This window comes from Paenibacillus sp. F024, from assembly GCF_057814255.1.
This window is the reverse complement of the sequence record NZ_JBVASZ010000007.1, coordinates 1-15,856: the sequence shown is the minus strand read 5'-3', so window position 1 is coordinate 15,856 and position 15,856 is coordinate 1. Positions and strand designations below refer to the sequence as shown.

At 44.1% G+C, this 15,856-nt stretch carries 13 protein-coding genes; 1 reads left to right on the top strand and 12 read right to left on the bottom strand.

The window, feature by feature from the left end; all coding sequences use genetic code 11:
• Positions 1-33: 33 nt before the first annotated feature.
• The 12 genes from ACZYR9_RS09480 to ACZYR9_RS09425 form a co-directional block, all read right to left on the bottom strand.
• Complete coding sequence (locus ACZYR9_RS09480) at positions 34-1,053, bottom strand: Bug family tripartite tricarboxylate transporter substrate binding protein (protein WP_488978233.1); 1,020 nt, start codon at positions 1,051-1,053, stop codon at positions 34-36.
• Between the two features lie 45 nt (positions 1,054-1,098).
• Positions 1,099-1,854 carry a 3-oxoacyl-ACP reductase FabG gene (gene fabG, locus ACZYR9_RS09475; RefSeq protein ID WP_488978232.1) on the bottom strand — a complete coding sequence of 252 codons (756 nt, stop codon included), beginning with the start codon at positions 1,852-1,854 and terminating at the stop codon, positions 1,099-1,101.
• A gap of 14 nt (positions 1,855-1,868) precedes the next feature.
• Positions 1,869-3,062, bottom strand: coding sequence for a thiolase family protein (locus ACZYR9_RS09470; protein ID WP_488978231.1), 1,194 nt, complete (start codon positions 3,060-3,062; stop codon positions 1,869-1,871).
• Between the two features lie 13 nt (positions 3,063-3,075).
• Complete coding sequence (locus tag ACZYR9_RS09465; protein WP_488978230.1) at positions 3,076-4,227, bottom strand: acyl-CoA dehydrogenase family protein; 1,152 nt, start codon at positions 4,225-4,227, stop codon at positions 3,076-3,078.
• Between the two features lie 17 nt (positions 4,228-4,244).
• Positions 4,245-5,024 carry an enoyl-CoA hydratase/isomerase family protein gene (locus ACZYR9_RS09460; protein WP_488978229.1) on the bottom strand — a complete coding sequence of 260 codons (780 nt, stop codon included), beginning with the start codon at positions 5,022-5,024 and terminating at the stop codon, positions 4,245-4,247.
• The gene (locus tag ACZYR9_RS09455; protein WP_488978381.1) at positions 5,008-5,856 is read right to left on the bottom strand and encodes a 3-hydroxyacyl-CoA dehydrogenase; all 849 of its coding nucleotides are present in this window, start codon (positions 5,854-5,856) and stop codon (positions 5,008-5,010) included. Before ACZYR9_RS09455 ends, ACZYR9_RS09460 begins: the two co-directional genes overlap by 17 nt.
• A 22-nt stretch (positions 5,857-5,878) precedes the next feature.
• On the bottom strand, positions 5,879-7,261 hold the full coding sequence (locus tag ACZYR9_RS09450) for a CoA-binding protein (protein ID WP_488978228.1): 1,383 nt from the start codon (positions 7,259-7,261) through the stop codon (positions 5,879-5,881).
• The gene (locus ACZYR9_RS09445; protein WP_488978227.1) at positions 7,258-9,339 is read right to left on the bottom strand and encodes a sigma 54-interacting transcriptional regulator; all 2,082 of its coding nucleotides are present in this window, start codon (positions 9,337-9,339) and stop codon (positions 7,258-7,260) included. Before ACZYR9_RS09445 ends, ACZYR9_RS09450 begins: the two co-directional genes overlap by 4 nt.
• A gap of 481 nt (positions 9,340-9,820) precedes the next feature.
• Positions 9,821-10,792: an electron transfer flavoprotein subunit alpha/FixB family protein gene (locus ACZYR9_RS09440; RefSeq protein ID WP_488978226.1), complete on the bottom strand. Its 972-nt coding sequence runs from the start codon at positions 10,790-10,792 to the stop codon at positions 9,821-9,823.
• A 15-nt stretch (positions 10,793-10,807) separates the two neighbouring features.
• Positions 10,808-11,575, bottom strand: a complete 768-nt coding sequence (locus ACZYR9_RS09435) for an electron transfer flavoprotein subunit beta/FixA family protein (protein WP_488978225.1) — start codon at positions 11,573-11,575, stop codon at positions 10,808-10,810.
• A 243-nt stretch (positions 11,576-11,818) separates the two neighbouring features.
• Positions 11,819-13,894: a (Fe-S)-binding protein gene (locus ACZYR9_RS09430; RefSeq protein WP_488978224.1), complete on the bottom strand. Its 2,076-nt coding sequence runs from the start codon at positions 13,892-13,894 to the stop codon at positions 11,819-11,821.
• Between the two features lie 653 nt (positions 13,895-14,547).
• The gene (locus ACZYR9_RS09425) at positions 14,548-15,243 is read right to left on the bottom strand and encodes an SIR2 family NAD-dependent protein deacylase (RefSeq protein ID WP_488978380.1); all 696 of its coding nucleotides are present in this window, start codon (positions 15,241-15,243) and stop codon (positions 14,548-14,550) included.
• 368 nt (positions 15,244-15,611) lie between these two features.
• Here ACZYR9_RS09425 and tnpA point away from each other — a divergent pair, with 368 nt between their 5' ends.
• On the top strand, positions 15,612-15,770 hold the full coding sequence (gene tnpA, locus ACZYR9_RS09420; protein ID WP_488978223.1) for an IS66 family insertion sequence element accessory protein TnpA: 159 nt from the start codon (positions 15,612-15,614) through the stop codon (positions 15,768-15,770).
• Positions 15,771-15,856: the final 86 nt, after the last annotated feature.

The following is a 15,856-nucleotide window of genomic DNA, read 5'->3' as shown; positions in this document are numbered from 1 at the left end:
TTTAATGTACACCCCACCCCAATATAATCTCTATTACTTAACCAAACCAACCTGTTTTAAGACTTTTCCACTAAGTTCAAAGCTATCAGAAATATCCTTTTGGAATTCTTCCGGGCCTGCATAGGTAGGATCGATTCCTAATTTATTAAATTGTTCAATAACAGCTGGATCTTCAAGTGATTTTTTAAATGCATCATGCAAAATGGTTACGACTTCTTTAGGAGTGCCTTTAGGTGCAAGCAAACCGGTATAAACATCCAAGCCAGCATCCAATCCTTTATCCTTTGCTAAAGGGGTATCCTTGTAAGCATCTACTTTTCTAGTTCCAATGTTCACTAATGGTCGAACTTCACCTGCATCAATTTGCGCCTTTGCCTCATGAACTTGAACTGCTGCTCCCTGAACATGTCCACCCATTAAAGCTGTAACAGCAGGAGCGGCGCCTTCAAACGGTACGTTTTTTGTTTGAACTCCTGCAGCGAAAGATACCGCTTCCATAGCAAGGTGAGCTGTTCCGCCTGCATTTGCTGATCCGTATGTGAATACACCAGGATTTTTCTTTGCATAGTCTAGCCATTCCTCAAAGGTTTTCCATGGCGCATCCTTCTTGACAACTAATACCTGCGGAGTGGAAACGGCACGAATAATCGGTTCAAAACTATCATGACTATAAATTGTTTTACCGAAGTGAGGCTGTATGGAGGTTCCCGTTGTTGTAACCATAATCAATTTATAACCATCCGGTTTAGAATTAAATACTTCTGTGATTCCTACGGTTGAAGCGCCACCAGGCTTATTTACAACTACAACAGATTGCCCGTTTGGCAAATATTTGCTTGCTACACTTGCCAAGGCACGAGCAGCTGTGTCGGTACCTCCGCCAGGAGCATATGGTACAACAATCTCGATTGCTTTTGATGGAAAGTCACTCTGGGCTTGTCCTTGCTCCGCTTTTGTATCGGTAGGTTTGGCTTCTGAATTAGAAGAAGATTGAGAGCATCCCCCTACAACCAAGGAAAAGATTAATGTGGACAATAAGAACAATTTTTTCATTTTTTATCCCCCTTTTAATTTGTTTTTATTGTATAAGGCAGATCTTTAAGGTCCACCTTTTACATACAAAACTTGACCTGTTATAAAGCTTGCTTCTTCTGAAGCTAAAAACAAAACCGCATTGGCAACATCTATTGGTTTTCCTGATCGTCCTAGAGCAATGGTAGATACCCTTTTTTGAACCCATTCTTCAAAAGGGACTCCCACTCTTTCTGCGGTGTTTCGTGTCATTTGGGTTTCAATAAAACCTGGTGCAACCGCATTCACATTTATTCCAAAACCGCCTAGTTCAATTGCAAGAGTTTTAGTAAATCCTTGAATACCTGCCTTGGCTGTGGCATAGTTTGCCTGACCTCGGTTTCCTAATGCTGATGTCGATGAAAGGTTTATTATTTTTCCATATTTTTGTTTAACCATATAGGACTGAGCTGTTTGACTGCAAATAAACATTCCGTTCAAATGGATATTCAGTACAGTATTCCAATCACTGTCGGTCATTTTATGAATCAAATTATCCCGAATTACGCCAGCATTGTTTACCAGAATATCGAGGTGACCATGTTTTTGGACGATAGATGCCATATGATGTTCAACTTGCTCTCGATTGGTTACATCTCCCACGAGCGGATAAACACACAGGCCTTGCTGCAAAAACTCGTCACAAGCGGCATGTACCAGATCCTCACGGATTTCCATCACATAAACGATGGCGCCCTCTTGAGCCAAACGCCTTGCTGTCTCCCGGCCAATGCCCTGGCCTCCTCCGGTTACCACACCCACTTTATCTTTTAGGCGTGCCATACTTTCCCCTCTCCCTAAACCTGCATATTTTCTACAATGGTTGTAATGCCTTGTCCACCGCCAATGCACAGGGTAACAAGTCCGTACTTTTCGCCGCGGCGCTCCATTTCATGCAAAAGCTTTGTCATTAGGATAGCACCGGTTCCTCCAATCGGATGTCCCAAGGCAATTGCCCCGCCATTCACATTCACTCGATCCAGGTTCATATTCAGTTCCTTAATAACTGCTAACGCTTGAGCGGCAAAAGCTTCATTCAGTTCGATTAGCCCGATATCATCAAGCGACAGGCCGGCCATCTTCAACGCTTTTTGCGTGGCAGGTACAGGTCCTATCCCCATGATTTCCGGAGAGACCCCGGATACGGCTTGGGCTAAAATCTTGGCCTTCGGCTTCAATCCATATTTTTGAGCAGATTCCTCCGACATCAATAAAACCGCACTAGCACCATCATTCCGGCCGCTGCTGTTCCCCGCAGTTACCGACCCGCCGCTTTTAAAAACAGGCTTTAAGGTACTCAGTTTGTCCAAGCTCGTCAGACGCGGATGCTCATCCGTATCAAAGATGATTGTTTCCTTTCTGGTTTTGATTTCATAAGGAACAATCTCCTGCTTAAAGCGTCCTTCTTCTATCGCTTGATGGGCAAGCTTTTGGCTCCGTACTGCAAATTCATCCTGTTCTTCCCGGGAGATCCCGTATTTTTCCGCCAAATTTTCTGCCGTTAATCCCATGGTTAAATTGCCGTACACTTCAATAGGCTGGGAACGCGGTTGGCTTTCCGTATTCGGATCAAGAAGTTCTCCGTTTCCGGCTCCCAATCCATAGCGGACATTGCGAATATAGTAAGGAGCTGTACTCATGCTTTCAGAACCGCCAGCGATGACTATATCAGAAAGCCCGCACGCAATTTGCTGTACCCCATTATTAATAGCCTGAAGACCCGCTCCGCATTGACGGTGTACGGTATACCCGGGTACCTCAACAGGAAGACCTGCACGCAGTAGGGATAAACGAGCTAAGTTCGCTGAGTCCGTGCTTTGCTTGGCTTGCCCCAGAATGACTTCATCAACCTCCTGACGGTTGATTCCAGTTCTTGCGACGATTTCATCAATGACCTTTGCCGCCAAAAAATCAACCGTAACATCCTTCAGGCTGCCTCCCATGCGGCCTATCGCCGTACGTACAGAATCAATGATTACAGCATTTCTCATAGTTCCTCTCCCCTTATCCTTTGTATTGTTTATTTAACTGAGCTGCGATGATATTTTTCTGTATTTCAGAGGTTCCTTCATAAATCTTGGTAATGCGGGCATCACGATAATAACGTTCAACCTGGAATTCCTTGATATAACCCATTCCCCCATGAATTTGTACAGCCTTATCAGCTACGCGGTTGTACACCTCAGAACCATACAGCTTTACCATGGCTGCTTCTTTTGCAATGTTCATGTTTTGATCGGTCATCCAGGCTACACGCCAGGTGAACCAGCGAAGCGATTCAATGTCTGTCGCCATTTCCGCAAGCAAATGCTGTACGGCTTGAATCTCAATGATCGGTTTTCCCCATTGAATTCTTTCTTGGGCATACTTTACACTCATATCCAGCAGCTTTTGCGCAGATCCAAGATTTCTCGCTGCCAAGCCTGCTCTTCCATTAGCCAGGATTTTAAGCGCATTAACATATCCCTGTCCTTCTTGACCCAAGACATTCTCAACGGGAACTTCCAGGTCTTCAAGGAAGAGTTCAGCTGAATGCGATCCGCGTAGTCCCATTTTTTCTTCGATTTTCCCGATGGAAAAACCAGGGAAGTCCTTTTCTACAATGAAGGAAGTGATCCCTTTCGGTCCTTTTTCCGGATCGGTAATCGCCATGACCGTAAATACATCGGCAATCGGAGCATTGGTAATAAAGTGCTTGGATCCATTAATGATGTACTTGTCACCTTTTCGGACGGCCCTTGTCTTTAAATTGTAGGCTTGAGATCCGGCATTGGGTTCCGTTAAGGCAAAAGCACCGATCCGATCGCCTGCCGCCATGTCCGGTAAGTATTTTTTCTTTTGCTCTTCATTCCCCATCTCCACAATTCCCACGGTACCGATTCCTGCGTGGGCGCCTATGACCGTGGTATAGCCGTTGTGGGTCTTCCCCAACTCCTCATACACGGCGCACTTACCCAACATATCGATACCCAATCCGCCGTATTTTTCTGGAATGCTTAGCCCAAACAAACCCATTTCTTTAGATAAATCCATGATTCGAGCAGGAATTTCATCTGTTTCTTCAATTTCATTAGCATAAGGATCAACTTCGTCCCTAATGAAATCTCTCACCCCGTTTTTAATAGCTAGTATATCTTCAGGTAATTCGAAGTTCATTTTCAATCTGCACTCCTTTAATTATTTTGAAAATTGGCTTTTCTCTTTTCCGAAAATGCCTTGGTTCCTTCGTTTTTATCTTCTGTTCCGAAAGCAATGCTTTGTGCCATTTTTTCCAGCATCAAGGCTGTATCCAGATCCGCATCAAAGCCGCGATGAACAACCATTTTCGCTAATTGGACCGCAACGGGTCCCTTGCTCATGATTTGACCGGCCGTTTCCTTGACGGCATCCCACAGTTGTTCGGAAGGAACGGAACAGGAAACCAGTCCGATGCTCTCCGCTTCCTTGCCGCCTATCAGCTTGCCGGTAAGGATCATATCCAGGGCTCTTCCCTTGCCCACGATTCTTGCCAAGCGTTGGGTTCCTCCGCCTCCTGGAATGATGGCCAAATTTAGCTCAGGAAGCCCCAGTTTGCTGTGATCAGCCGCTATGCGAATATCGCAAGCCAAGGCGAGCTCACACCCCCCGCCGAGAGCAAACCCATTGATCGCAGCGATCGTGGCTTTGCTACTATTTTCAATTCTCTTGTAGGTCGCCTGAATTCCCGGGACAAGGGCTTCCAGCATGCTTCTCTCATGGAGCTGCTTGATATCGGCTCCCGCGGCGAACGATTTATCCCCTGCACCCGTAATGACGATCACTTTCACTTCCTTCATCTGTTCACACTGGACAAGGGCTTCTTCCAACTCTCGGAGCGTATCCTTATTTAAGGCATTTCGCGCTTCCGGACGATTGATTTTGATGACCCCGATTCCATCAATTACTTCGAGCAGTATATTACTTATCGTATACATAAAAACCAGCCCCTGTTTTGCGTCCCAATCTTCCAGCCATTACGTATTTAACTAATAGAGGACAAGGACGATATTTTTCCCCTAATGTTTTATGGAGGTACTCCATGTTGCGCAGACGGCTATCCAATCCTACCAAATCTGCGAGCGCCAGAGGACCCATAGGGTGGTTCAAGCCCAATTTCATCGCTTTATCGATATCTTCTGCGGAGGCTACCCCTTCCATAAGCATATTCATCGCTTCATTGCCGATTAAGCAATTCATGCGGCTCGTGACAAAACCAGGAAATTCATTAACCTCAACCGACTCTTTATTCATTTGCTTCACGACTTCTTTTACCAGTGATACCGTGTCATTCGAAGTCTCTAAGCCGCGTATGATTTCTATCAATTTCATCTTGTGGGCTGGATTGAAGAAATGCATAGCTACACATTGGCCGGGCCGGGAAGTTTGTGCCGCAATTTCCGTAGGGCTCATAGTCGATGTGTTCGTTGCTAGAATCGCATGACTGGGTGCAATCCTATCTATTTTTTTGAATATGTCGATCTTTAGTTCCATCAACTCCAACACAGCTTCGATCACGAGGTCAGCTGATTTGGCAGCTTCTTCGATATTTGACGTATAGGATAAATGCTCAAGAGCCTGGTCACGTTGAGCGGCTTGGAGATATCCTCCTTCCACACTTCTGCCCAATTCCGCGGTAATATAAGATTTCGCTTTAGACAGCGATTCTTCTGAAATGTCTTGGAGTATCACCTTAAACCCGGATACGGCAGCGGTATAGGCGATCCCTCTGCCCATCACGCCGCTTCCGATAACAGCGATATTTTTTATCATTTTTTTCTTAACTCCCTTCCTAGTAATTGTTGTTGTAAATTTTATATCGCAAGAATAGGGACAGCGTTTTGATTGCGGTTTCTGCTCGAGTAAAGTAAGGTATCCCGCTCTCGCGAATCATCTCATAAGCGATCCCTTTACATTCTCCTGTGCTCATAAAAATAGGAAGCAGAACGATACCCGGATTTGCCTTGGCTGTTTCGATTAGCAGATGAGCCATATCTTCCGTGAGGACATCCACCCTAAACGGAATCGGCATCAAAATAATGTCATATTCCCCGGAATCTATGATTGACTGTATCCCCTCGTAAAATAAAGCCGGCGTTTGATAGACTCCTTCAAAAAGATCCAAAGGATTCATCAGTCGGTTGCTTCCTGAACCCGCCGAAGATAATTGCTCTTGAAGCCACTGGGAGAGGGCAGGAAGATAGATCCCATATTTTTCGCACAAATCTACGAGGAAGAAGGATATATCCACTCCCCATGAAAAAATAATAGTTCTTCCCTGATAAACCTCCTTAAAAGTATTTAACAGCCATCCCAGTTGAACAAGTTCATCCAGATCATCTGCTTCAATAATCGCCGGATGCTTGTACAGGGAGGAAGAGACACATGGCTTTCTATCATCCGGTTCAGACCTTGCCATAATCTCCATGGACCGAGTGGATTGGCCAATTTTTAACAGCACGATGGGTTTAACTTTCTCCCTTGCAGCATGGAGCAATCCTAGGAAACGGTTTGGGTCAGGATTACTTGCCAAAACCAGCAAAATAACTTGGGTATCCTCCTGATTGATCATCCATTCGAGGAAATCATTCGTATCCAGGTCCATTTCCCATCCTGGACAAACTAAGTAACTGAAGCCGATTCCCTTCTCATTGACGTCGATCACCGCTCTCCCCAAATTCAGCCCTTGTGTTATCACTCCTACTGAACCATGGAGGAGTCGATGCGGGTCAAACTGCGAAGAAAAGGATAAGGCCCACCTATCTCGAAAGTTAAAAAAGTTTGGCACATAGGGTCCCATTATTCGCAGGGAACTTCCTTTAATGACGGACTGAATTTCTTCTTGAATCACTTGTCCTTCCGCAGAAGTTTCTATGAAAACGGAACTGAAAATGACAGCCATCTTAACCCCTTTTTCAATGCAATTCCGCAGTACATCCGGAATGTCAGGCATAGGGACCAAGATACAGGCTAGATCAACCTCATTCGGTATTTCTATTAAAGAAGAGAAGCACGGCATCCCCAACACATCTTCATGATTCGGATTCACGGCGTAAATCGACCCGCTAAACCTTGATTTGATGAGGTTGATCAAAACCCTTCCGCCGTTTTTTTGATACTCATGGGACGCTCCAACAACGGCAATGGAAGACGGAGATAACAAGTTGTCGATCATGATATATCAATCCCCTCCATCCAATTTTCATTCTTCTGAAACTTCTGCATTTTACGTACCACAGTGGACTGGTTAATCCCTAATGCCGCTGCTGTACGCCTCGTATTTTTAAGCAAATCAAATGCCTTTGTAATTAACTGCTTTTCCACTTCATCGATGGCTTCTTTCAACGGAATAATGCCGTTTACATAAACACCTTGGTTTTCTTGCGCTGGTACCTTGCCCACAATCATATTGACATCCTTAAGCTCAATCATTGGCCCCGCTGTTGTCACGAACAAACGTTCAACCACATTGGCAAGCTCGCGAACATTTCCTGGCCAGTGATAATGCAATAGAGCCTGGATGGAGTCGGATGAAAAAACCTTCTCCATTTTGTATTGACCTGAAAACTTTTTTTGGAACAAGGGTATCAAAGCGGGAATATCATCCATTCTCTCTCGCAAAGGAGGGACCTGGATCGGAACTACATTTAATCGGTAGTAGAGATCTTCTCTAAATTGCCCTTTTTCGACCAATTCCTTTAAGTCTTTATTTGTCGCAGCGACAATGCGAACATTAATTTTTTTCGGTTTTACTCCACCTACCCGCGTAAATTCCCTTTCCTGTAAAACCCTGAGTAGCTTTACTTGCAACAAAAGGGGGATTTCCCCAATCTCATCTAGAAATAGGGTTCCGCCGTTGGCGGATTCAAACAAACCCATTTTCCCGTTCTTATTGGCCCCCGTAAATGCTCCGGCTTCATAGCCAAACAATTCAGACTCAAGCAAATTCTCTGGGATCGCTCCACAATTGACCTTCACAAGTGGCTTTTGGCTGCGTTCACTATAATAATGGATTAGCTTGCATATCTCTTCTTTCCCTACTCCTGATTCACCAAGGATCAGAACGGTGGAATCCACTCGAGCAACCATTTTAACGGTTTGGACTACCTGATCCATCACAGTTGAACGGGAAATGAACTCACTGTTCTGGGTTCTTTCATTTTCCAACCTGTCAAGATGCCTTTTTGCTTCTTCCAGCTGGCTCCGCAGATTATCGATTTCTGTAATATCACGGATATTTACTACGATGCGATGAATGCCTGAAGCATTATCCTGTACGGGTGTGGCGGTTATAAACAGCAAATTGTTCTTGCACTTGTTTCTTTCTATGACGGTAACCATCTCTTTCGTTTCCAGGACAGAAGATATAATGGCTGATTCTAAATAGGTCCCTCTTAAAGACTTGAAATTTTCTGGCTGCTCATCCCATCCAAGAATTCGCTGAAAAGCTTGATTGGCTTTAATGATTCTTCCCGTATGATCGGTAATCAAGATGCCATCGTAGGAAGAGTTCATTACCATATCCATTTCGTGTAAAATTTCTTTCACACTGCTGAGTTCTTGCGAAACATACTCGATTTCCGATATGTCCTGAAAAACGCCTACAGCTCCAATGACTTGACCATTGCGGAATATCGGTGATCGATTGGTGATGTATTTTCTTTTACCGGCTTGATATTTTTCATGGTGCGGTTTCCCGGTTCTTACCACTTCCAGCAGACCGGAAGTCACAACGACATCGGTAAGGAATTGTCCGACCGCTTGCTCCCGGGTAGTCCCCGCCATTTTTTCTGCCTGCGGGTTGATCGAAGTAATATATCCTTTTTCATCAATGGATAATATCCCATTGTGAGCTGAGTTAAAAATGGCATCTAATGTGCTCAGCTTTTCCTGCGTGACTTCGCCGTATTTCGTCAGGATATCCAACCTGGTAACAAATCCGGTCATTTCCTTTTTCCTATTTTGAACTGGAAAGATGATTCCTTCCAAATGTGTGACCGATTCGATGCTATCATCCTCACTCAAGATTTGATCGCAAGGACTAATGATTTCAGATATATCAGGCAGACCCAGCGAAACCCCTTTCAGCAATTCTTTTGCCGTCAGGATACCAACCAACTCATCGCGTTGGTTAAAGACCAATGCCCCTTCTAATCTTTTTTCCATGAATACCGAGATGCATTGAGACAAATTCTCCCGAGCAAAAAATCTAAAAGAAGTTTTAGTCATGATATCCTTTACTTTGACTAGCAATGATCCTCACTCCTTAAAACGCTCCAAGCGCTTACACTTTTTAATATCAGCAATTTTCATGCCAACTCTATTAATCCCTTTAAATTGACATTTCCCTTAAAAATATGCAGCTTTGCCTCATCTTTCTGATGCCACAATGCATCTAAGATGTATTATAGCATCAATTTGACATAACGCTTGCAAGCGCTTCATTTTTCTATCTTTTGTTGTCAAAATGCGAGATTTTTCAGTGAAATTCCGATGCCTTGGCGCATCAAAATACATTACTAGAGCACCAACACCTATTCCTTCCCCCTATCCAGAAGTTGCGTATGCCGCTTTAACTCGATGGATAAGCAACTACGATTTTTCGCACCCTTGTCTGAGTAGCCATAAGTAACAAAGAGATAGGTATCATCCTAAAAATGCATAAACACAAAAAGGGGCTGACCTATATGGATAATAACCTTCTGGTCCTAAGCCCCTTTTTTGTGTTTATTGTTTAAGCTGTCACGAGCACTTTTTTAAATTCCTCAGTTAACAATGGCACGACCTCAAATAAATCTCCTACGATGCCAAAATCAGCCACCTGGAAAATCGGTGCTTCCGGATCTTTATTGATCGCAACGATAAATTTCGAGTTCGACATTCCCGCCAAATGCTGAATAGCTCCAGAAATTCCGCATGCAATGTATAGATCAGGTGTCACAACCTTGCCAGTTTGTCCAATCTGCAAACTGTAATCGCAATATTCCGCATCACATGCCCCTCGAGAAGCTCCAACCGCAGCACCAAGAACCTCAGCCAATTCCTGAAGCGGCTTAAAGCCTTCTGCACTTTTAACCCCACGGCCTCCAGAGATCACTATTTTAGCTTCACTCAGATCAATTCCTGAGCTAGCTTTCGTGACCACTTCTTTAATAATGGTTCGGATATCCTTGATTTCTGGCTGCAAGGAGATAACCTCGGTATTTTTAACACATTCTTTAATTTTGAAGTTGTTAGGACGCAGAGTGGCAAATACCATCCCTTCCACAAACGTCTTTTTCTGAAAAGCCTTCCCGGCGTAGATTGGACGAGTAAATACGATCGTCCCATTTTCATCCTGAATACCGGTGCAATCAGAAATTAACCCGATTCCCAGATTTGCTGCGGCTCTTGGCGCCAGATCCTTTCCCATAGCTGTATGCCCCAGCAAGATGACATCAGGATTGGTCTCATCCACTAATTGAATAAATGCCTGCACAAAAGCATCTGTACAATAGGAAGCGAACACATCCATTTCCGCAGCATACAATTTGTCGGCCCCGAACCGCCCGATTTCCTCTCTATAGGAAGAAGCATTCGGACTAAACAGTCCCGCAATCACTTCCCCTCCTTCGGCTAATCGGTTTGCTACCGTAAGAGCTTCAAACGAAATATTTCGCAACTTGTTATCCTTGATTTCCGTCAATACCAATATTCTTTTACTCATCTTAGCCACCCCTTATTAAACTACTTTTGCTTCATTCCTTAGTAATTGAACTAGTTCATGAACCTGCTGAGATGCATCCCCCTGCAGGATTCTTCCGGCCTGCTTCTTTTCAGGCAAATATTGGCTTATCACTGTTGTCCGCACTGCCAAATCCTCCTGAGATAGATTTAAATCGTCTATAGACAGTCGCTTTAACGGCTTTTTCTTTGCCTTCATGATTCCTGGAAGAGAAGGGTAACGAGGTTCATTTAATCCCTGTTGTGCTGTGACCAACACTGGAAGGGCAACTTCTAGAATTTCCGAGTCCCCCTCCACATCACGTTCGACCGTTGCTTTTCCTCCACTAATGGTCAGCTTCGTAATAGTAGAAATATGAGCCATTCCTAATTCTTCAGCTACCCGGATGGCAACCTGACCAGATCCGGAGTCCACTGCCATATTTCCACCCAGTATAAGGTCATAAGTTTCTCCCTTTACAGCTGATGCAATGATCTTGGCCATCGTGTATTCATCTGCATCAAACTGTTCTGCCTCTACGATGATCGCCTTGTCCGCACCCATCGCAAGGGCTGTACGAAGAGCACTTTCCGCCCGGGAGGGTCCCACGGTTATAACGGTTACATTGGCTCCTGTTTCCTCTTTAATCTTCACTGCCTCTTCGACAGCGTACTCATCATAAGGATTGATGATAAACTCTACCCCATCCTCACTGATTTTTTCATTCTGGATATGAATTTTCTCTTCGGTATCAAAGGTTTGTTTCATCAAAACCAATATATTCATAATCATTTATCCTCCTAATTAAGTTTGAGATTCTATATGTTCTCTTCTTCTCTTCTCTGCTAATATTTAAAAGCAATTTTCATGCCAGAACATTTATCCTCTTTTCCTAGCGAAACAGGGATGGGTTGATGCAAAACAGCATCGATATATTACGTTAGGAATCATTTTGATGCACAAGCAGAGGTTTTGTCCGCCACGATGCTTTTATGCATCAAAGATGCACAAAAGCATCTATCCGTTGAGCTATTGGGATAATAAGGATCGCTCCACAATTTCCGCAATATCCAAGGTTTTCACCTGTTCTTCCATTTCTTTTGCTTTTGTGCCGTCGCTTAACATGGTTAAGCAGTATGGACAGTTGCTTCCAATAGTCGTCGGATTCAGTAGCAGCGCTTGTTCTGTCCGATCTACATTTATGCGCTTTCCTTGCGTTTCTTCCACCCACATCATTCCGCCGCCTGCCCCGCAGCACATGGCATCCTCGCGGTTTCGCTCCATTTCAGCCACTTTTACCCCTGGAATAAAGCGAAGGATTTCACGCGGAATATCATAGACCTCGTTGTATCGTCCTAAATAGCAGGAATCATGATAAACAATAACCTCATTCACTTCTTGATCCGGCTTGATTCTCCCTTCTTTTAGCAGCTGGTAAATTAAATGGGTATGATGGTACACTTCTGCTTCCAACCCGAATTCGGGATATTCGTTTTTAAACGTATTATAGGCATGAGGGTCAATCGTAACGATTTTCTTTACTTTATAAGCTTGGAATGTGGTAATATTCTCTTGGCAAAGCTGCTGGAATAAGAATTCATTCCCCATCCGACGAGCCGTATCTCCTGTGTTCTTCTCTTCGTTTCCAAGGATCGCGAACTTCACGCCAGCTGTATTCATGATTTTTGCAAAAGATTGGGCGATCTTCTGGCTTCGCTTATCAAATGATCCCATTGAACCAACCCAGAACAGATACTCGAATTCTTCCACTTCGTTGACGGTCAGAACCTCAATGTCCTCACGCTCTTCGCGCCATTTGATCCTTTCCTTGCGGTTAATTCCCCATGGATTGCTTTGACGTTCAATATTTTGGAAGTACCGCGTCGCTTCGTGCGGCATGTTACCTTCCGTTAACACCAAGTAACGGCGCATATCAATGATTTTATCGACATGTTCATTGGCCACTGGACATTGATCCTCACAGTTGCGGCAGGTTGTACACGCCCATATCTCTTCCTCCGTGATGACATCCCCAATCAAGTTAGGGAATTCCATGGTTGCTGCGACCTCCGAGGAAGCCGCCCCTTGTATGGCCAGTTGGTTGGCTTTCGTGCTCTTCCAGGCAAAATCGGGCATCCAAGGCGAACGAGACGTGATTACCGCTCCTTTTTCCGTCAGGTGATCCCTCATCTTGACGATGAGATCCATCGGAGATAAGGTCTTTCCCGTTCCAGAAGCAGGACACATGTTCGTGCAACGTCCACATTCCGCACAGGCATACAGATCGATCAGCTGCTGTTGGGTAAAGTTCTCAATTTTCCCAACTCCGTATTCGTCGATTTCTTCATTCTCAAAATCAATTTTTCTCAATTTCCCTACAGGTCCGACTTTCTTAAAAAAGATATTGAACATCGCGAATAGCTCGTGTGCTTGCTTGGACTGCGGAACGAAGACCATGAAGGTTAACACGATCAGCATATGCACCCACCAAAAGACATAAAACATGACGGTGGCTGCAGTCGTTCCGATGCCGGAGAACGCGAGGGCCACCAATCCAGAGAAGGGAGCATATACCAAATCGGGTTTGTGACCAAGCATCAGGGTTTCAAAGCCCAGCGTGATTAGGATCGACAGGGTTAGAATGGTTAGCCCAATATAGACAAACATCGCTTTACCATCCCGCTTCCATTGCAATCGCTTCAGCTTCTCCACATAGCGGCGGAAAGCCGCATAGCCCACGGCAATTAGCATCAGGAAGGTGGTCCACTCCTGTAGAAGACTGAAATATTTGTGTCCATCACCGAAAGGGAATTCATAGCCTTTACTAAATCCTTTAATGACGAGTTCAATCAGTCCCACCTGGATGATCATAAAGCCATAAAACAAGATCAAATGCATACAGCCGCTTTTCTTATCTTTAAACAATTTTCTCTGTCCGAACCCATTAATCAGTACAGCATTGATTCGTTCTTTAAGGTTCGGTTCATGATCCGCTTTCTTACCAAGCTTGACAAACAGATAGCGGCTGTAGACGACATGAAGAAACAAGTAAACAGCGAATCCCGTGACAGCTAGGAAGGCAAAAAAATTTAATAGAGTTAACATAAAAAATTATCCTTTCTTCAGGGTATTTTCTTGTTAAACTATCAAGCAATTATTGTGCCAAAAATAAAAACCTTCCACCAGAAATGGTTAAAGGTTTTCACTATCCTCATTTTCTATCCCTCATAGGGGAGTACCGTTTTGAGTTTTCTGTTTAATATTAAATCCACATTAAATAAGCGATTAATAGACCTAAGATTGATGTTCTTTCTATTGTTGACATAGATTAACGGGTCGATTGGAAAATGTATTCCTTCTCTTCTCGCAACAGAACCTTTTTTAGGGATAGTAACAAATTCCGACCCAAAATTGTTATTGTTATTCTTTTAGATGTCATATTCATTGTTGAAGACCCTTCTCTGCTTTGAGAAGAAATCCCTTTGAAATAGTATTAATCTGATCTTTACCTGCCGTGTAATCACCGTTACACCATCTCTCCTAATAAGGTTTGCTCCATCCAGCGTCTTTTTCCTTTCTTTTATGCTGTGTTATTTTGCTTTTGCACGTAACTTTGTGACAATTTTACGGCAACTCTTCGAAGACGCCTCTGTTGCACTAATTTCGTCTGATTCTTGATTTAAAAGAATCCTTATAGCTTCAAAAAGCCGATTTTACCCCAATAGGGAATGAACGGCCCAAACTTAAACCACTTCTTCCTACTCTAAAAAATCCAACCATTCCTTTATCGCAACCAAACAATCCTCCGCTCTACCCTTGATGAAAATGTCGATCTTATCCTCATAACCGGTTTCTTCTGCATTGATAAAAATTAACTTGCCATTAGTCAGGAAAGGCAGCTGATTAACTGGCGCTACTTGTAAGCTTGTTCCGATAACCAACACAAGATCAGCCTCTTTGATGGCGTCTATGGAGTGATCCCAAGCTTCTGAAGGCAAGGATTCGCCAAAAAGGACAACATTGGGGCGAAGTTTACCGCCGCAGGAGCATCTCTGTTTCTGTAAAAACGACGTTTCCGTGTGCGGCGCTCCACACTCGTGACAACGATATTTCAGAATAGTTCCATGAAGTTCATATACGGATTGGTTACCAGCGGCTTGATGTAGACCATCAACATTCTGAGTGCTAACGCTGGCTAGTATGCCTTGCTTCTCCCACTCCGATAAGATTAAATGCCCTTTGTGGGGTACAATATCTTTCAACTGCGTAATGCGCATCGAATAAAATTCATGAAAAAGATCATAATTTGATTCCACCGCATCAACTGTCGCGACCGTTCTAGGATCTATATTTCGCCACCATCCACTTGAAGAACGGAAGTCCTTTACCCCGGAATCAACCGAAAGCCCGGCACCTGAGATCAGCGCCATTTTACGGGCATCTTTAATGAGCAATGCTGCATTATATACCGGATTATCTCGTTTAAGAAGTCTCGCCCAGGAGTCCCATCTAATATTCTGGATTTCCTTCGAAACCGACGATAACCAGTTCCATATTTGGTGGGCAAAGATTGGGTTCACTTCTATTGGGTTTAGCGTTAGATAGGACGGATTCAGCGAATTCAAAACATCGTTCAAATTATCATGCCATCGTGATTTATGAACTAACATATCGATCAGGTCTCGATCCTCTTCATCCAACAAATCAACGAGAGCCGACTCATTTCTTTCAAAACAAAGTAAGCGTCAAACCGAACACACCTGTTCATATAAAGCAAAGCCTGTCACAATGAATCCATCATACAATGAGAGGATGGATTCGGATGGAAGAGACGCTGCAGGAACTATGGGTTAAACGTATCGCGGCCTATCGGGCAAGCGGGCAAACGTTAAAGGCGTGGTGTGCCGAACAGAACGTAACGGTGCATCAGTTAAAATATTGCAGAACCTGGCATCAGCCTCTGCAACCTTCCGCGCCGTGACCGTCACGTCACCGGAGCCGGAGAACGATCCATTATGGGTACAGGTCGGATCCGCCCGCATTGTTGTACGTCCGGGCTTCGAACCG